Genomic DNA, 16,919 nt, shown 5'->3' on the forward strand with positions numbered 1-16,919 from the left:
GCCGCAGGTTTTCCACAGGGTGTGACGCGTTTCGGCCACCGGTTGTAGCGTCTTCCTCGTTGAGGCCGTGCCTCGCGCCGCCGGGCGGACCCGTGCCGGTGCGGGACGACGGAGGGACCGGTGCGCGGGCGGGCGCACCCTCGTGCGGGGGAGACGATTGCTGTGACGGACCAGAGCATGCCGGGCGAAGGCGTGACGGGGCAGAGCGCGCCGGGCGAAGGAGTGGCGGAGCAGGGCACCGGAGCGGGCGGGGCCACGGAGCGCACACCGGGAACCGGGCCCGCACGGGGAGCCGGAGGGGGCTCGCGGCTGCCGCGCGTGAAGGGCTTCGCCGGGTGGCCCGCCGAGGGCTCCGCCAAGGCGGACGGCAAGGCGCTGCGCGGTCGCGTCCCGCGAGCCGAGCACGCCCGGCTCGACCTGGACGCCTCCCGGCCGGACGCGATCGCCGCCGTCGAGGAGTCCAGCCGTGGCCGGCTGCCGGAGCTCGCACCGATCCGGGTGGGCCGGATGGCGGCCACCCCGTTCGCCTTCCTGCGGGGCTCGGCCGGCCTCATGGGGCACGACCTGGCCCGCACCCCGGTGACCGGCATACGGGCCCAGATATGCGGCGACGCCCACGCGGCCAACTTCGGTCTCTACGGTGACGCGCGCGGCGGGTTGGTCATCGACCTGAACGACTTCGACGAGACGGCGCAGGGCCCGTGGGAGTGGGACCTCAAGCGGCTCGCCGCCTCCCTGGTCCTCGCGGGCCGGGAGGCCGGTGCCGACGAGGACACCTGCCGCGCCGCCGCCCGGGACGCGGCGGGCGCCTACCGCCGCACGATGCGGCTGCTGGCGAAGATGCCGGTCCTGGACGCCTGGAACGCCATCGCCGACGAGGAACTGGTCTCGCACACCGACGCCCACGACCTGCTGGGCACGCTGGAGCGGGTCTACGAGAAGGCGCGGGCCAACACCAGTGGCCGCTTCGCCGCCAAGTCGACCGAGGTCACGGAGGACGGCGGGCGCCGCTTCGTCGACGCGCCGCCCGTGCTGAGCCGGGTGCCGGACGCCGAGGCCGTCGCGGTGGCCACGTCCCTGGAGGAGTACGTCACGACGCTCCCCGAGGACCGCCTGCCGCTGCTGGCCCGGTACGCCGTGCACGACGTGGCGTTCCGGGTCGTGGGCACCGGCAGCGTGGGCACCCGCTCGTACGTCGTCCTGCTCCTGGACCACCGGGGTGAGCCGTTGGTCCTCCAGGTGAAGGAGGCCCGCCCCTCGGCTCTCGCGCCGCACCTACGGGCCGTCGGCTTCGAGCCCGCCGGGCCGCTCAGGGGTTCCGGCGGACACTCCACGGACGGGTACGCCACCGGCGGGCGTGCGGCCGACGCCGCTGGTGCTGCCGGGCACGAGGGCCGTCGTGTCGTGATGGGGCAGAAGCGCATGCAGGTGGTCAGCGACAACCTGCTGGGCTGGACGACCGTCGACGGACGGGACTACCAGGTGCGCCAGTTCCGCAACCGCAAGGGCAGCGTCGACCCGGCAGCCCTGGCCGCCGACCAGGTCGACGACTATGCCCGGATGACCGGCGCCCTGCTGGCCCGCGCCCACTCGCACAGCGCCGACCCCCGTCTGATCGCGGGCTACTGCGGCAAGAACGAGGAGCTGGACGAGGCGGTGGCCACCTTCGCCGTCCGTTATGCCGACCGCACGGAGGCCGATCACGCGGACCTGGTGACGGCGGTCCGGTCGGGCCGGATCGCGGCGGAGATGGGGGTCTGAGACACCTGCGGCAGCCGACGGCTGCCGGGGCCTGATGTTCGAGGCGGGGAGGGGGACTGCGCACGCTCGGGGCTGAGGCAGGGAGGCGGGTTCAAGGACTGAGCGAGGGCCCTGAGGTATGAGGCAGGGAGGGCGACCGCAGGCCCTGAGGTATGAGTTCTAGGTTCTGAGCCGGCGAGGAAGCCGTGAGTCGTCGTCAGGTACGAGGATCCGGAGGGTCGCCCGTGCTGCCCGGGGACCGGCAGGGGCGGCTCCCCGAGACCTCGTGCGCGCCTCTGTCTCCGGTTCGGGCCTGCCGGAGTGGCCCGTGTGCTGGTGGCCGGCTGGCGAAGCCCGGGCCGGGGAGCGCGGCGGCGTGCGTCCTCGCCCCCCGGCTCGCCGCTCTGCCGTCACGCGATCCGGAAGCGCGGGGAGGGTGCTCGGGAGGGCCGCCGGGAGGCGATCGGGGGTGCCGAATGGTGCCCAGATGTGCCGGAAGGCAACCGGGAGGCGCCCACAGATTGCCGGGAGGTGCCTGGGAGGTGCGGGAAGGCGATCGGGAGGCGCCCACAGATTGCCGGGAGGTGCCTGGGAGGTGCGGGAAGGCGATCGGGAGGCGCCCAGAGGTGCCGGGCGCCGGGAGGTGCCGGGGGATGTCCGTACTTGCCCGAGGTGCCCGGGGGATGCCCGGACTGGCCGGGGGCCCCTGGGACCCATGGGCCCCAGGGTGCCCGGGAGGGACCCCGAGGTGCCCGGGAGAGGCCGAGAAGTGCCCGGGGGCCCAGAGGTGCCCGGGAGGTGGTGTCGTCCCCGGGCTGCCCTCCCGGGGACGGACGGCGGGGGCTCGGTGGGTGCCCTACGCTGTCCGGGTGACGACCTCGCAAGGTGATCAGGGTGGCGACGCCGGCGCACGGCGGAAGCCGACGGACGACGGCGCGCGTCGGCCCGAGGAGCGGCTGGAGCAGGCCGTACGGGCCGCCGAGCAGGCGTTGATCGAGTTCGAGATCGCCGTGGAGAGCTTCCGCGTCGAGGTGGAGAACTTCTCCCGGCTGCACGAACAGAAGCTCGGCCCGATGTACGCCCGGCTCGAGGAACTGGACGTCCGGATCCTGGAGGCGAAGGCCGAACGCAGCGGCGACCCCGACGACCGGCGCCGTGCGGACGAGGCCCGCGCCCAGGTGGCTCCCATCCCCGGCGTCGAGGAACTGCTGAACGGCTGGATGGACAGCGACGGGCTCTTCCCCGAGGCCGTCGCGATGCTCACCGACCAGCAGGTCCGCCCTCCGCAGCGGGTGCGCCCCGGGGAGGAGGCGCGGAAGCTGTACCGGGACCTCGCCCGCAAGGCCCACCCCGACCTCGCCCAGGAGGAAGCGGAACGCCGTCGCCGTGAGGAGTTCATCACCCGCGTCAACGCCGCCTACGCTCGCGGCGACGCCTCGGAACTGCGTGCGCTCGCCGAGGAGTGGGCGGCCGGACCGCAGCAGGTGCGGGTCGCGAGCCCGGCGGAGGAGCTCTACGCCCGGCTGGAATGGCTGGCCCAGCGGAAGGAGATGCTGACGGTGCTGGCCAAGGAGCTGGAGGACAGCGCCATCGGCGGCATGCTCCGGCTGGCGCCCGACGACCCGGACGGCCTGCTGGACGAGATCGCCGAGCAGTTGCGCACGCAGCTCGCCGCCCGTGAGGCGGAGCTGGCCGCGCTGCTGGCCTGAGCCCCGAGCTGTGCAGCCGGCCGGTCCGGTAGCGTCGGAGACATGAGTTTCGGAGCTGGTGTACCCACGGTCGGGGTCGCGGACCTCAAGGACGGCGACTTCCTGCTGGACGTCCGCGAGGACGACGAGTGGAAGGCCGGTCACGCCGAGGGTGCGCTGCACATCCCCATCAGTGAGTTCGTCGCCCGTTTCGGTGACCTGACCGAGGCGGCCCCGCAGGACGGGCGGGTGCACGTCATCTGCCGCTCGGGCGCCCGGTCGGCCCAGGTCACGATGTATCTGGCCCAGCAGGGGATCGACGCCGTGAACGTCGACGGCGGCATGCAGGCGTGGGAGCACAGCGGACGCCCCGTCGTGGGCGAAGGCGGCGCTCCGGGGTACGTGCTCTGAGCCCGGCCCGGGCGGTGGTCGCGCAGCCGCGGTCCGTGTGATCGTCCCACGGTCGGCCGCCCCGACGCGGCCCAGCCTGGGCTGGCACGCGTCCCGGCACAGGCTCAACGGAACTCGACCGTCGGCGACCGAGTAGCCGTAGCTTGGCTCGGGCGGGCGTCGGCGGGGCGCTGTGAGGCGAGCCAGAAGGAGACGACCGTGGGGGCCGTGCGGGGATGAGCCCCCGCCGCCCACCCCGCCACCTCCGGCGGGGGCCGGCGCCCGGGACGCCGCACCTTGCGGCCGACGGCCGCCCCCGCCTTTCCTGGAGCCCCCGCCGCTCCGGAAGCCGCCGCGTCTTCGGGAGCCCTCGCCTCTCCGCCGCCTCCGCTTCCGCCGCGCGAGCCCTCGACGTCCCTCCACCTGCCGGCCCCCACCCGGCCGGCCTGCCGGCCTCTCCACCGGGCCGTGCCCCGTGTGTTCCTCTGTGTCGGCCGAGTGCAGCCGGGGCGGAGCCGCGTGCCTAGGTGGGGATGCGTTACAGGATCACCGGTCGAAGTCCAGCTCGACCCGCTCCGTCACCGCGCGCGACTGGCAGGCCAGGACGTAGCCCGCCTCGGTCTCGTCCGCCTCCAGCGCGTAGTTGCGGTCCATCCGCACCTCGCCCGCGACGAGGAAGGCGCGGCAGGTTCCGCACACGCCGCCCTTGCAGGCGTAGGGGGCGTCCGGACGGTTCCGCAGGACCGTGTCCAGCAGGGACTCGCCGTCCTGCGCGGGCCAGGTGCCGCCGCGTCCGTCGAGCCGGGCGGTGACGGTGGTGTGGGCGGGAACCGTGCCCCGGCTGCCCGCGGGTACCGGAGCGGCGTCCACGTGGAAGATCTCCTGGTGCACGCGGGACCGGTCGACGCCGAGGGCGCGCAGCGCACGGTCGGCACCGTCGACCAGTCCGTACGGGCCGCACAGGAACCAGCCGTCCACCCGGTCCACGGGCAGCAGGGCCGGCAGCAGCGCGGTCAGCCGCTCCCGGTCGAGCCGTCCGGACGGTAGCCCCGCCTGCTGCTCCTCCCGGGAGAGCACCGTGACCAACTGGAACCGCTCGGGATGGCGGTCCTTCAGGTCGGCGACCTCCTCCAGGAACATGGTCGAGGCGGAGGTCCGGTCACTGCGTATCAGGCAGAACCGGGCACGAGGCTCGCGCTCCAGCAGGGTCGAGACGATCGACAGCACCGGCGTGATGCCACTGCCGCCGACGACCGCCGCGTACAGCCCGGGGGCGGGCGGCAGGGTGAAGCGGCCCGCCGGAGTCATCACCTCCAGCTCGTCCCCGATGTTGATCTCCTTGAGCGCGTACGTCGAGAAGGCGCCGCCCTCGACGAGCCGCACGCCCACCCGCAGGGTGTCCGGGGCCCGGCCGTCGGGCGCGGGAGAGCAGATGGAGTACGTACGCCGGATCTCCTCGCCGTCGGCGGTGCGCCGCACGGCCAGGTGCTGGCCGGGGACGTACCGGTACGCCTCGCGCAGGTCCGGGGGGACGCCGAGGGTGAGGGCGACGGAATCGTCGGTGAGGCGGTCGACGGCGGCCACCCGGAGCTTGTGGAAGCGGGCCATCACAGCTCCTTGAAGTGGTCGAACGGCTCACGGCAGGCCAGGCAGCGGCGCAGCGCCTTGCACGCGGTGGAGGAGAAGCGGCTGAGCAGCTCGGTGTCGGCCGACCCGCAGTGCGGGCAGCGGACGGCCTCCAGCTGTTCCTCGGCGGCACCCGGCGAAGTTTCCGCGGGCCAGGAGGCGTGGCTGCGGGTCGGGCCGAGTTCCACGCGGACCGGTCCGGACGCCTCCCGCACGCGCGGCGGGGCGATGCCGAACTCGCGCAGCTTGCGCCGACCTTCGTCGGTGATGTCGTCCGTCGACCAGGCGGGCGCGAGCACGGTGCGGACCGTCACCTTCCGGACCCCGTGATCGCGCAGCGCCCGCTCTATGTCCAGGGACATGGCCTCGATGGCCGGGCAGCCGGTGTACGTCGGGGTCAGTTCCACCTCGACGGTGTCCGCTTCCCGGGCGTGCACCGCGCGCACCACGCCCAGCTCGCGCAGGGTCAGCACGGGGAGTTCCGGGTCGGGCACCGAACCGGCGATCTCCAGCAGCTCCGCCTCCAGGGGTGTGACGGTCACCATGTCGCCCCCGGGTGGCTGCGGTGCAGGTGCTGCATCTCGGCGAGCATGCGGCCGAACGGCTCGGTGTGGAGGCCCTGCCGGCCCGCGCCGGCCGTCCAGGCGCCACTGCGGGGCGTGGACGGCACCGTGAGCGTGGCCCGTTCCAGGGTGCCGCCGATCTGCTCCAGCCAGACGGGTTCCAGGGCGGCCGGGTCGGCGTCGAGCCCTTCGACCGGGCGGAACATCTCACCGGTGTACCGCCAGAGCGCGTCCACCGCCCGCTGCATCCGCCCGTGGCTCTCCTCGGTGCCGTCACCCAGGCGCAGGGTCCACTGCTCGGCGTGGTCGCGGTGGTAGGCCGTCTCCTTGACGGCCTTGGCGGCCAGCGGGGCGAACGGGCCGTCGCCGGAGGCCAGCTCGGCGTACAGCAGGTGCTGGTAGGTGGAGAAGTACAGCTGGCGGGCGATGGTGTGGGCGAAGTCGCCGTTGGGCTGCTCCACCAGCTGGAGGTTGCGGAAGGCCCGTTCCTCGCGCAGATAGGCCAGCTCGTCCTCGTCCCCGGCCATCGACAGCAGGACCCGGGCCTGGCCGAGCAGGTCCAGCGCGATGTTGGCGAGGGCGACCTCCTCCTCCAGCACGGGGGCGTGACCGGCCCACTCGCCCAGCCGGTGGGACAGCACCAGGGCGTCGTCACCGAGGGCCAGGGCCGCCGGGGTGAGGGCGGTGTCCGCCGCGGGTGCGGTGTCCTGCGGGGGAGCGGCGTCCTTCGCGGGTGTCGTGGTCACAGGTGCTGCACCCCCTCGGGGATGTCGTAGAAGGTGGGGTGCCGGTAGGCCTTGTCGGCGGCGGGCTCGAAGAAGGGGTCCTTCTCGTCCGGCGAGGAAGCGGTGATCGCCGAGGACGGTACGACCCAGAGGGAGACGCCCTCGCCGCGCCGGGTGTACAGATCACGGGCGTTGCGCAGGGCGAACTCCGCGTCCGGTGCGTGCAGGCTGCCGGCGTGGGTGTGGGACAGGCCGCGGCGGGAACGCACGAAGACCTCCCACAGGGGCCAGTCGGTCTGGGTCGTCATGCGCGGGCCGCTCCTGTCTTGCTGTACGTGCCTGTCTCGCTGTCGGTGTTCTCGCGGTTCTCGTGGTTCGCGTTGTTCGCGCGGTTCTCGCCGGGGGCGCCGGCCGCTGCGGGCGTCGTTGCCCGGGGCGCGGTAGCAGTGCCGGGTGCCGCGGTGGTGCCGCCTGCCGTGGGCGTCGCGGTGCGCTTGGCGGCGTAGGCCGCTGCCGCCTCCCGGACCCAGGCGCCCTCTTCGTGGGCCGTCCGGCGCTGGGACAGCCGCTGCTCGTTGCACGGGCCGTTGCCCTTGAGGACGTCCCAGAACTCGGACCAGTCGATCGCGCCGAAGTCGTAGTGCCCCCGTTCCTCGTTCCACCGCAGGTCCGGGTCGGGGAGGGTCAGCCCGAGCGACTCGGCCTGGGGGACGCAGATGTCGACGAAGCGCTGGCGCAGTTCGTCGTTGGAGTGCCGCTTGATCTTCCAGGCCATCGACTGCGCGGAGTGCTGCGACTCGTCGTCGGGCGGGCCGAACATCATCAGCGACGGCCACCACCAGCGGTCCACGGCGTCCTGGGCCATGGCGTGCTGTTCCGGGGTGCCCTTGCTCAGGGCGAGCAGCAGCTCGTAGCCCTGCCGCTGGTGGAAGGACTCCTCCTTGCAGATGCGGACCATCGCGCGGGCGTAGGGGCCGTAGGAGCAGCGGCACAGGGGCACCTGGTTGGTGATCGCGGCGCCGTCGACCAGCCAGCCGATCGCGCCGACGTCCGCCCAGGTCAGCGTCGGGTAGTTGAAGATCGAGGAGTACTTCTGACGGCCGGAGTGCAGCTTGTCGAGCAGTTCGTCGCGGCTGGTGCCCAGGGTCTCGGCGGCGCTGTAGAGGTACAGGCCGTGCCCCGCCTCGTCCTGCACCTTGGCCATCAGGATGGCCTTGCGGCGCAGTGAGGGCGCCCGCGTGATCCAGTTGGCCTCCGGCTGCATGCCGATGATCTCGGAGTGGGCGTGCTGGGCGATCTGCCGCACGAGGGTGGCCCGATAGGCGTCCGGCATCCAGTCGCGCGGTTCGATCCGCTCCTCGGCGGCGACCGCGGCGTCGAAGACGCGCTGGAACTCGGTGGTGCCGTCGGCGTCGGCGGCACCGACGATCGCGTCGTCCACCGGGCCGCGCGTCGTATCGCGGGCGGCTGCTGTCGCCATGGGTCCCCCTCGACCTGGTTCCTGACCTGAAGTTCCTGACCTGACTGTCGGCGGTCCCGGCCTCCGGCTTCGGAGTCGCTCCCGACCGATCGTTCGGTTCGTGCGATTCCATGGTGAGACGGCCGTCGCGAGGTGTCAACCGCTGTGGACAACCGGCTCGCGGGTGTTTCCGCGCGGCTCCCCGCTCTCGCGCGTCTCCCCCTCCCCTCGCGCGTCCTCGCGCCGTCACACGTCTTCCGTGCGGCTGCCGTCGCACGCGTCCGGCTTTCGGCACCTCGGCCGCCTGCCCTTCTGCCGTCTGCCCTTCGGCCCTCGGCCTTCGTACGGTCCGGGGTCCCTACGTCCCGCGATGTGCGGATGTGGTGACGGCCACGGCAACCGGAGCCCGCCGGGGCTGTGCCAGTGCTACCCGTGCTGAGTACCGTTCCGTCCGGCGCACCGTGGTGGGCCGCGAGGCACCGCGAGGACCGCGAGGCGGCGGCGGTGCGCGGGGACGACCGGACCCGCGCACGGCGGGGCGGGGCTTGGGACATGAAGCGTGGAACGGGGCGGAATGGACGCGTACGACGACGGTTCCTCGGCCCGGCACGGGCGGCCGACGGAACCGAGCGGCCCGGACCCGCTGAAGCCCACGGAAGCCGCCGGAACGGGATCCGCGGCGACCGACGATGGCACCGTCTCCCCGGACTCCCCCCGGACGGTCGTGGGTCCGACGTCACCACCCGGAGGACTACCCGGAGGCCCCTCGTCGTCCGCGTCGTCCGTGGACTCCGGCTCGTCCGAGGGGACCGCGTCCGCTGTGGGCACCCCCTCCACCGAGGGGCCCCCGCCCACCGAGGGGACCCCGTCCTCCGGCGGCGCTCCTTCCACCGGCGGCGTCCCGTCCGTCGAGCCCGCCGCCGGTTCCTCTGCTTCCGCAGCCGGTCCCGACTCGCCGAGGGGCGGGGCTGCAGCGGACGTGTCGCCGGGTGAAGCCGGCCGTCCTGCGTGGCCTCGGGTGCCTCGGCCCTCGACCGAACCGGTACCTCGGCTGCCCGACGATGAGACCGAGCGCAGGCCCGAGGCCGTGTCCGGGGCCGCGGGGCCCGCCGGGCCTGTCCCTGCCACCGGCGGTGTCGCCGAGGCGACCGGATCTGCCGCCGTCGCGTCGGCTCCTGCCGGTTCCGGCGCACCCGGCCGGCCCCGCTCGGGTGTGGCCGCGCTCTCGCTGCCGTACCGGATCGGGGCCGCGCTCGTGCTCGCCGTCGTGGCCGTCGGTGTGTGCGTGCACCTGGGGATGACCTTCCTGCACGTCTCTCCCGCCAACACCGTGAGCAAGGAGCACGGTGACGCGATCCAGCGGTGGATCTACCCGGAGTTCGAGCAGAACTGGAAGTTGTTCGCCCCCAACCCGTTGCAGCAGAACATCTCCCTCCAGGCGCGGGCCGACGTGCTCACCGCGGACGGCGGCGTGCGGACGACCCGCTGGTACGACCTGTCCGCCGAGGACGGTCGGGCCATCGACGGCAACCTGCTGCCCAGCCACACCCAGCAGAACGAGCTGCGCCGTGCCTGGGACTTCTTCGTGGCCACGCACGACGAGAAGAACCGTCCGGTTGGCGGACGGGGCACGCTGTCGGAGTCCTACCTCCGCCGCATCGTCGTGATGCGGCTGGACCGGGCGGACGCGGTCGGCGCCGGTGGCGTCGTCGACCGTGTGCAGGTCAGGTCCCGCACCACCAACGTGCCGCCGCCCGAGTGGAGCCGCGAACAGGTCTCCACGGACCCGGTGGACCGCACGCTGCCCTGGTGGCCGGTGCCCGAGGACGAGGCACGGGGAGGCATCGGATGAACCGCTTCTCGCTGGCGCTGGCCTCCGGCATCGCGCGCGTGACCGACGCCGCTCTCGGCCCGTACCAGACGGCGGTCCTGCGCATCGGCCTCAGCCTCACCTGGCTGCTGTTCCTGCTCCGCGAGTTCCCGCACCGGCAGGAGCTGTACGGGCCCGACAGCCCCTGGGCCTGGGACCTGGCCCAGCAGCTCGTCGCGACGAACGGTGCCTTCACCGCCCTGCTCTGGTCCGACGGGCAGGGCTGGTTCGAGGTCTTCTACGTGCTCGCGGTGCTGTGGAGCCTGCTGCTGCTGGTGGGCTGGCGCACCCGCACCATGTCGGTGCTCTTCATGGTGGGCGTGCTGTCCCTGCAGAACCGCAGCGTCTTCATGGGCGACGGCGGCGACAACGTGCTGCACCTGATGGCCATCTACCTGGTGTTCACGCGCTGTGGACAGGTGTGGTCGCTGGATGCCCGACGGACCCGCCGTGCCGCCGGGGAAAGGGCAGGAGGCGGGGCGCCACGGCACCAGGACCGGGTCGGGCCGGTGCTGTGGAGCGTGCTCGGGTTCCTGTTGCTCGTGGTGACGCTGGCGGGGTGGATGGACGGCGAGCTGTTCGTCCCCGTGCTGCTGTGGACGGTGTGGGTGGGCCAGGGGCTCTGGTGGCTGACCGGCCGCCGGGCTGAGCCCGGACAGCCACGGGTCCTGCTCGACGTGACGGCGAACATCGTGCACAACGGCGCGCTGCTCGTGATCATGGTCGAGGCGTGCCTGATCTACGCCACGGCGGGCTGGTACAAGGTCCAGGGCTCGCGCTGGCAGGACGGCACCGCCGTCTACTACCCGTTGCAACTCGAGTACTTCTCGCCCTGGCCCGCGCTCGGTGACCTGCTCGCCTCCAGCGGCACCCTGGTGATGCTGGTGACGTACGGAACGGTGGCCGTGCAGGTGGCCTTCCCGTTCACGCTGCTCAACCGACGGGTCAAGAACGTCCTGCTGGCCGTCATGATCGCCGAGCACGCCGCGATCGCGGTCGTCCTGGGTCTGCCCTTCTTCTCGCTGGCGATGATCGCGGCCGACGCCGTTTTCCTTCCCACCTCCTTCCTGCGCCGGCTGGGGAACGCGGCGACACGGGGACGCCGTATGCGGTGGCGGCCCGATCGTGCCGACGGAAGCCGGGGCGGATCGCCGTCGGCCGCCCCCGGCGATGCCGGTGCCCCGGCCGCTGACCCGGCGGGTGCCGGTGCCCGGGGCGGCGCATCCTCCGGCCGGGCCCTCGAATCGGCCAGGGCCACCGGTCCGGCCCCGACTCCCGCCCCGACCCCCGGTCCGCCCCCGGCCCCCGGTCCGGGCGTCGGCTCCCCCACGCGGCTGGACCCCCGCTCCGCCCGCGGTTCTCGGCCCGACCTCGACCCCAACGCTGACCCCGACCCCGACCCCCACCGCGACGTCGCCCCCGGGCAACGCAAGGTGCCGGGCGCCCGTAGCCCCGGGCCGGGCGCCGCCCCGGCGGGTGGCGACGGACCCGGGCCGGGTCCGGTGATCCCGTCCCCCGCACCCGGCGATGGTCCCCGGAGGCGCACATAGGCTGCACCTCATGACCGCCCCCGACGACGGCCGCCCCACCGGCTCCTCCGCCTCCGACGACGGCCGCCCCACCGGCTCGTCCGCCTCCGACGACGACGGCCGCACCAGCTCCTTGGCATCCTCACGCGCCTCCGCCTCCGCATCCGCACCGGTGCCCGACGCCATGACCCTCTGGCGTCGCCTGGCCGGCTCGTCGGACGTGGTGCTGCTCGACGGATTCCACGCGCTCAAGCACGCCGTGCGCTTCGGTGCGGAGGTGAGGGTGGCGGTCACCGCGGACCGGGGCGCCGCGCTCGCCCTCGCCGACGACCTGGCGCCGGACGTGCACGGGGCCCTGGGGGCACTGCTCACCGAGGTGCCGTACGCGACGTACGCCTCCGTCGTGGCCCGGCCGCACCCCACCGCGGTCGCCGCACTCGCCGTCCGGCCCTCCCGCGCGGGCCGTGTGGAGGCGCTTGAGCGCACTCCGCGCACCGCCCCGATCGTGGTGCTGGACCAGCCGCGCAACCTGGGGAACACCGGCGCGGTGATCCGGCTGGCCGCCGGGTTCGGTGCGACCGGGGTGGTCACCACCGGCACGCTGGACCCCTGGCACCCCACCGTGGTGCGCGGCGGGGCCGGGCTGCACTTCGCGACCACCGTGCAGCGCTTGACCGTCGACGAACTGCCCGCGGGGCCGGTGTTCGCGCTCGACCCCGAGGGACGGGACATCCGCGGGACGACGCTGCCCGACGACGCGCTGCTCGCCTTCGGGTCCGAGCGCAGCGGGCTCTCGCCGGAGTTGCGCGCACGGGCGGACCAGCTGGTCGCGCTGCCGATGCGGCCCCAGGTCTCCAGCTACAACCTGGCGACCAGCGTGGCCATGGCGCTGTACCACTGGAGCGCCACCGGGGGCGCCCCTGCCTGAGCCCCCCGACCGGTGGCCCCGACCGGTGGCGCACCGCGGTGGCGCACGGCGGGGACGCACCGTGGTGCACGGTGCCCCGGCCCCGCACGACACCGGCGCCGACGTCGTCCCCGCACTGCGCCGCGTCGGCCCTCGGACCTCGGCCCCCCTGCCGCCACGCTCACAGACGCCCCGGACCGCGTGGACGGCCCACACGGCCCACACGGCCCATACGACCCACACGGCCCAGATGGCCCGGACGGCCAGGTCACCAGCCGCGCTCCCCCGACGCGGTGTCCGGACCTACGCCTCCCGGCGCACCTCGACCACCCGGAAGCGGTTGGCCACGAACGCGCCGTCGGTCAGCGCGGCGTTGGCCGCGGGGTTGCCGCCGGAGCCGTGGAAGTCGGAGAAGGCGGCCGTCTGGTTCACGTACACCCCGCCGGTCAGGTTGAGGGACAGCTGGGCGGCCTCCTCCAGGCAGACTTCGCGCACGGTCTCCTCGACCTCCGGGGAGGTGGTGTACGCGCCGACCGTCATGGCGCCCTTCTCCCGGACGGTGCGCCGCAGGAGTTCGGCCGCGTCCGCGGCGGAGTCGACCGCGACGGCGAAGGAGACCGGGCCGAAGCACTCGCTCATGTAGGTCGACTCGGCGTCCGGCTTCGAGCCGTCCAGCTTCACGATCACCGGTGTGCGCACCACCGCGCCCGGGAACTCCGGGTGGGTGATCTCGCGGGAGGCCAGGACGACCTCGCCGAGACCGGCCGCGGCCTCCAGGCGCGCCTTGACGTCCGGGTTGACGATCGCCCCGAGCAGGGCGTTGGCGCGGGTGTCGTCGCCGAGCAGGCCGTCGACGGCCTTCGCCAGGTCCGCCGTGACCTCGTCGAAGGTCTTCGGGCCCACGTCCGTGGTGATGCCGTCGCGGGGGATCAGCAGGTTCTGCGGGGTGGTGCACATCTGGCCGCTGTACAGGGACAGCGAGAACGCCAGGTTGGACAGCATCCCCTTGTAGTCGTCGGTGGACTCGACGATCACCGTGTTGACGCCGGCCTTCTCGGTGTACACCTGTGCCTGGCGGGCGTTGGCCTCCAGCCAGTCGCCGAACTCGGTCGAACCGGTGTAGTCGATGATCCGGATCTCCGGACGGGTGGCCAGGGTCTTGGCGATGCCCTCGCCGGGCCGTTCGGCGGCCAGCGCCACCAGGTTCGGGTCGAAGCCCGCCTCGGTGAGCACCTGGCGCGCGACCTGCACGGTGAGCGCCAGCGGCAGCACGGCGCGCGGGTGCGGCTTGACCAGGACCGCGTTGCCCGTGGCCAGGGAGGCGAACAGGCCGGGGTAGCCGTTCCACGTCGGGAAGGTGTTGCAGCCGATGACCAGGCCGATGCCGCGCGGGACCGGCGTGAACGTCTTGGTGAGCGCCAGCGGGTCGCGCTTGCCCTGCGGCTTGGTCCACTCCGCCGTGTCGGGCGTGCGCACCTGTTCCACGTAGGCGTAGGCCACCGCCTCCAGTCCGCGGTCCTGCGCGTGCGGGCCGCCCGCCTGGAACGCCATCAGGAACGCCTGCCCCGAGGTGTGCATGACCGCGTGGGCGAACTCGTGCGACCGGTCGCTGATGCGCTTGAGGATCTCCAGGCAGACCACCGCGCGCGTCTCCGCGCCGGCGTCGCGCCAGGCCCGCATCCCCGCCTTCATGGCCGGCAGCAGCTCGTCCAGGTCGGCGTGCGGGTAGCTCACGCCCAGGTCGAGGCCGTACGGGGAGACCTCGCCGTCCACCCAGCCGTCGGTGCCGGGCTGGCCGAGGTCCAGGCGGGTGCCGAGGAGGGCGTCGAAGGCGGCCTTGCCCGCCGCCAGGTCCAGGCTGCCGTTCTCCCCGTACGCCTTGGGGTGTTCGGGGTGCGGGGACCAGTACGCACGCGTGCGGATCGCTTCCTGGGCCCCGTCCAGGGTGGGCCGGTGCCGGGTGATCAGCTGGTGCGCGGTGAGTTCGGCGGCCATGGGGACCAACTCCTCGTCTCAGGAACTCTTCGGCGAGCTCATGGACCTGGGCAGTACGTGGGCAGAAACATGGGCAGGGACGGGCAGTCAGAGTTAGAGTAACCGAACGATCGGTCGGGACAAGGGGGTCCGCCGCATCTGTGGAAAACGCCGTGCGGGAGGATCGCGCCCATGACAGCACTCGACCTCAGCAGTCCCGTGGCCGTGGTCGGCACCGGCACCATGGGCCGGGGAATAGCCCAGGTCGCGCTGGTCGCGGGCCATCCGGTGCGACTGTACGACGCGGTCCCCGGCCGGGCCCGGGAGGCCGCCGACGCGATCGGCGCGCGGCTCGACCGTTTGGTGGCCAAGGAGCGGCTGAGCGCCGCGGACCGGGACGCGGCCCGCGCCCGGCTGCTGCCCGCCGACGACCTCGCCGACCTCGCGGACTGCGCCCTGGTCGTCGAGGCCGTCCTGGAACGGCTCGACGTCAAGCAGGAGCTGTTCACGGCGCTGGAGGGCATCGTCTCCGACGACTGTCTGCTCGCCACCAACACCTCCTCCCTGTCGGTCACGGCCGTCGGCGGTGCGCTGCGCGTCCCCGGCCGGTTCGTGGGCCTGCACTTCTTCAACCCGGCGCCGCTGCTGCCGCTGGTCGAGGTCGTTTCCGGGTTCGCCACCGACCCCGCGTGCGCCGGGCGCGCGCACGAGACCGCCCGCGCCTGGGGCAAGACCCCGGTCGCCTGCGCGGACACCCCGGGGTTCGTCGTCAACCGGATCGCCCGCCCCTTCTACGCGGAGGCGTTCGCGGTGTACGAGGAGCGGGGGGCCGACCCGGCCACCGTCGACGCGGTGCTGCGCGAGTCCGGCGGCTTCCGGATGGGGGCCTTCGAGCTGACCGACCTGATCGGTCAGGACGTCAACGAGTCCGTCACCCGTTCGGTGTGGGAGTCGTTCTTCGGTGACGTGCGCTTCACCCCCTCCCTCGCCCAGCGCCGCCTGGTCGAGTCCGGCCGCCTGGGCCGCAAGAGCGGCCGGGGCTGGTACGACCACGGGGACGGCGCGCCGCATCCCGCACCGCACACCGCCGCCCCGGAACCGGCACCCGCCCACGTGGTGGTCGACGGTGACCTGGGGCCGGCCGCGGAGTTGCCCGACCTGATCCGTGCGGCGGGCATCGAGGTGCGCGAGGGCGCCGCGTCCGGGGGCGGCCGGGGGCTGGTGCTGCCGGGAGGCGGCCGACTGGCCCTCGCCGACGGGCGGACGTCCGTGGAACTCGGCGACACGGTCCACTTCGACCTCGCCCTGGACTACCGCACGGCCACCCGGGTCGCCCTGTCCGCCTGCCGGGACACCACCCCCGCCCGGACGGTCGCCGAGGCCACCGGCCTGTTCCAGGCGCTCGGCAAGCAGGTCAGCGTCATCGGGGACGTGCCCGGCATGATCGTCGCCCGGACCGTGGCGCGGATCATCGACCTCGCGTACGACGCCGCCGCCCGCGAGGTGGCCACGGAGGAGGACATCGACACCGCGATGCGCCTCGGCGTGAACTACCCGCTCGGCCCCTTCGAGTGGAGCCGCCGCCTCGGTCATGACTGGGCCCGCGCCCTCCTGGCGACGCTGCACGAGCGCGACCCGTCAGGCCGGTACGCGCCCTCGTCGGCGCTCCGCCGGCACGCGCACGCCACCGAGAAGCGGGAGAGCACCCGATGACCACCGCCCGGCGCGACACCTACACCCCGGAGACGCTGCTGTCCGTGGCCGTCCAGGTGTTCATCGAGCGCGGCTACGACGGCACCTCCATGGAGCACCTGTCCAAGGCCGCCGGGATCTCCAAGTCGTCGATCTACCACCACGTGGCCGGCAAGGAGGAGCTGCTGCGCCGTGCGGTGAGCCGCGCGCTGGACGGGCTCTTCGGCATCCTCGACGAGGAAGCGGCGCGGGAGGGACGGGCGGCCGAGCGCCTGGAGCACGTCGTGCGCCGCATGGTGGAGGTGCTCACGGCGGAACTGCCCTACGTCACCCTGCTGCTCAGGGTGCGCGGCAACACCGACACCGAGCGCTGGGCCCTGGAACGGCGGCGCGAGTTCGACCACCGGGTGGCCGCGCTGCTCAAGGCGGCCGCGGACGACGGGGACGTGCGCGGTGACATAGACGGGCGGCTCGTGACCCGGCTGGTCTTCGGGATGATCAACTCGATCGTCGAGTGGTACCGGCCCGACGGCCGCGGGTCGAGCGAGCGCGAGGTCGCCGACGCGGTGGTCCGGCTCGCCTTCGGCGGCCTGCGCAAGGCGACCTGAGCGGGCCCTCGGAGCGAGCCTCCTGAGCGGGCCCCTTGAGCGGGCCACTGGAGAGGGCCCCTTGTATCGCGCCCCCTTGGGTCGGCCCCTGAGCGGGCGGGTGGTCCGGGCGGGCTGATGGAGCGGGCTGCCGGAGTGGGCTGCGAAC

Annotated in this window: 13 protein-coding genes and 1 pseudogene; 8 read left to right on the top strand and 6 right to left on the bottom strand. The window is 73.6% G+C overall.

Features of this window, described 5'->3' with window-relative positions; translation table 11 throughout:
• The first annotated feature begins 177 nt into the window (after positions 1-177).
• The 3 genes from AC02VZ_RS11165 to AC02VZ_RS11175 all read left to right on the top strand — a co-directional run bounded on the left by AC02VZ_RS11165 (position 178) and on the right by AC02VZ_RS11175 (position 3,839).
• Entirely contained in the window at positions 178-1,761 is a 1,584-nt protein-coding gene (locus AC02VZ_RS11165) for a DUF2252 domain-containing protein (RefSeq protein WP_476475300.1), read from the top strand.
• Between the two features lie 848 nt (positions 1,762-2,609).
• Positions 2,610-3,449 (top strand): hypothetical protein, encoded by an 840-nt coding sequence (locus AC02VZ_RS11170; protein WP_476475260.1) that lies wholly within the window; start codon positions 2,610-2,612, stop codon positions 3,447-3,449.
• 42 nt (positions 3,450-3,491) lie between these two features.
• Positions 3,492-3,839, top strand: coding sequence for a rhodanese-like domain-containing protein (locus AC02VZ_RS11175; protein WP_476475261.1), 348 nt, complete (start codon positions 3,492-3,494; stop codon positions 3,837-3,839).
• A gap of 525 nt (positions 3,840-4,364) precedes the next feature.
• Here the strand turns inward: AC02VZ_RS11175 and AC02VZ_RS11180 are convergent.
• The 5 genes from AC02VZ_RS11180 to paaA are packed head-to-tail and all read right to left on the bottom strand — an operon-like array spanning position 4,365 to position 8,212.
• Positions 4,365-5,426 (bottom strand): 2Fe-2S iron-sulfur cluster-binding protein, encoded by a 1,062-nt coding sequence (locus AC02VZ_RS11180; RefSeq protein ID WP_476475262.1) that lies wholly within the window; start codon positions 5,424-5,426, stop codon positions 4,365-4,367.
• Positions 5,426-5,989: a 1,2-phenylacetyl-CoA epoxidase subunit PaaD gene (gene paaD / locus AC02VZ_RS11185; RefSeq protein WP_476475263.1), complete on the bottom strand. Its 564-nt coding sequence runs from the start codon at positions 5,987-5,989 to the stop codon at positions 5,426-5,428. The genes AC02VZ_RS11180 and paaD overlap by 1 nt, the downstream gene beginning before the upstream one ends.
• On the bottom strand, positions 5,983-6,753 hold the full coding sequence (gene paaC / locus AC02VZ_RS11190; RefSeq protein ID WP_432057073.1) for a 1,2-phenylacetyl-CoA epoxidase subunit PaaC: 771 nt from the start codon (positions 6,751-6,753) through the stop codon (positions 5,983-5,985). Before paaC ends, paaD begins: the two co-directional genes overlap by 7 nt.
• On the bottom strand, positions 6,750-7,040 hold the full coding sequence (paaB, locus tag AC02VZ_RS11195) for a 1,2-phenylacetyl-CoA epoxidase subunit PaaB (protein WP_432057072.1): 291 nt from the start codon (positions 7,038-7,040) through the stop codon (positions 6,750-6,752). The genes paaC and paaB overlap by 4 nt, the downstream gene beginning before the upstream one ends.
• The gene (paaA, locus tag AC02VZ_RS11200; protein ID WP_476475264.1) at positions 7,037-8,212 is read right to left on the bottom strand and encodes a 1,2-phenylacetyl-CoA epoxidase subunit PaaA; all 1,176 of its coding nucleotides are present in this window, start codon (positions 8,210-8,212) and stop codon (positions 7,037-7,039) included. The genes paaB and paaA overlap by 4 nt, the downstream gene beginning before the upstream one ends.
• Positions 8,213-9,404: 1,192 nt before the next feature.
• Between paaA and AC02VZ_RS11205 the strand changes: the two genes are divergently transcribed.
• From AC02VZ_RS11205 to AC02VZ_RS11215, 3 genes and pseudogenes are all read left to right on the top strand, one after another.
• Positions 9,405-10,043: a DUF5819 family protein gene (locus tag AC02VZ_RS11205; protein ID WP_476475265.1), complete on the top strand. Its 639-nt coding sequence runs from the start codon at positions 9,405-9,407 to the stop codon at positions 10,041-10,043.
• Positions 10,040-11,165: pseudogene (locus AC02VZ_RS11210) on the top strand (HTTM domain-containing protein); the annotation flags it as partial. The gene AC02VZ_RS11205 and the pseudogene AC02VZ_RS11210, both read left to right, overlap by 4 nt.
• 609 nt (positions 11,166-11,774) lie before the next feature.
• Positions 11,775-12,518 carry a TrmH family RNA methyltransferase gene (locus tag AC02VZ_RS11215; RefSeq protein ID WP_476475301.1) on the top strand — a complete coding sequence of 248 codons (744 nt, stop codon included), beginning with the start codon at positions 11,775-11,777 and terminating at the stop codon, positions 12,516-12,518.
• 282 nt (positions 12,519-12,800) lie between these two features.
• Here the strand turns inward: AC02VZ_RS11215 and paaN are convergent, their stop codons facing one another.
• Complete coding sequence (paaN, locus tag AC02VZ_RS11220; RefSeq protein ID WP_476475266.1) at positions 12,801-14,492, bottom strand: phenylacetic acid degradation protein PaaN; 1,692 nt, start codon at positions 14,490-14,492, stop codon at positions 12,801-12,803.
• Between the two features lie 171 nt (positions 14,493-14,663).
• On the opposite strand from paaN, the gene AC02VZ_RS11225 reads away from it, so the two are divergent.
• Together AC02VZ_RS11225 and AC02VZ_RS11230 are read left to right on the top strand one after the other, a co-directional pair.
• A complete protein-coding gene (locus AC02VZ_RS11225; protein ID WP_476475267.1) occupies positions 14,664-16,184 on the top strand; it encodes a 3-hydroxyacyl-CoA dehydrogenase in 1,521 nt (506 codons plus the stop codon).
• Positions 16,181-16,771, top strand: coding sequence for a TetR/AcrR family transcriptional regulator (locus AC02VZ_RS11230; protein ID WP_432057068.1), 591 nt, complete (start codon positions 16,181-16,183; stop codon positions 16,769-16,771). Before AC02VZ_RS11225 ends, AC02VZ_RS11230 begins: the two co-directional genes overlap by 4 nt.
• The last annotated feature ends 148 nt before the right edge of the window (positions 16,772-16,919 follow it).

The sequence above is a fragment of the Streptomyces sp. 3-6 genome, from assembly GCF_056323165.1.

Bases quoted from the DNA above. Each gene is read 5' to 3' on its own strand.
- paaN (WP_476475266.1), bottom strand. From the start codon at position 14,492: ATGGCCGCCGAACTCACCGCGCACCAGCTGATCACCCGGCACCGGCCC.
- paaD (WP_476475263.1), bottom strand. From the start codon at position 5,989: ATGGTGACCGTCACACCCCTGGAGGCGGAGCTGCTGGAGATCGCCGGT.
- AC02VZ_RS11165 (WP_476475300.1), top strand. From the start codon at position 178: ATGCCGGGCGAAGGCGTGACGGGGCAGAGCGCGCCGGGCGAAGGAGTG.
- paaA (WP_476475264.1), bottom strand. From the start codon at position 8,212: ATGGCGACAGCAGCCGCCCGCGATACGACGCGCGGCCCGGTGGACGAC.
- AC02VZ_RS11225 (WP_476475267.1), top strand. From the start codon at position 14,664: ATGACAGCACTCGACCTCAGCAGTCCCGTGGCCGTGGTCGGCACCGGC.
- paaB (WP_432057072.1), bottom strand. From the start codon at position 7,040: ATGACGACCCAGACCGACTGGCCCCTGTGGGAGGTCTTCGTGCGTTCC.
- AC02VZ_RS11230 (WP_432057068.1), top strand. From the start codon at position 16,181: ATGACCACCGCCCGGCGCGACACCTACACCCCGGAGACGCTGCTGTCC.
- AC02VZ_RS11175 (WP_476475261.1), top strand. From the start codon at position 3,492: ATGAGTTTCGGAGCTGGTGTACCCACGGTCGGGGTCGCGGACCTCAAG.
- AC02VZ_RS11215 (WP_476475301.1), top strand. From the start codon at position 11,775: ATGACCCTCTGGCGTCGCCTGGCCGGCTCGTCGGACGTGGTGCTGCTC.
- AC02VZ_RS11180 (WP_476475262.1), bottom strand. From the start codon at position 5,426: ATGGCCCGCTTCCACAAGCTCCGGGTGGCCGCCGTCGACCGCCTCACC.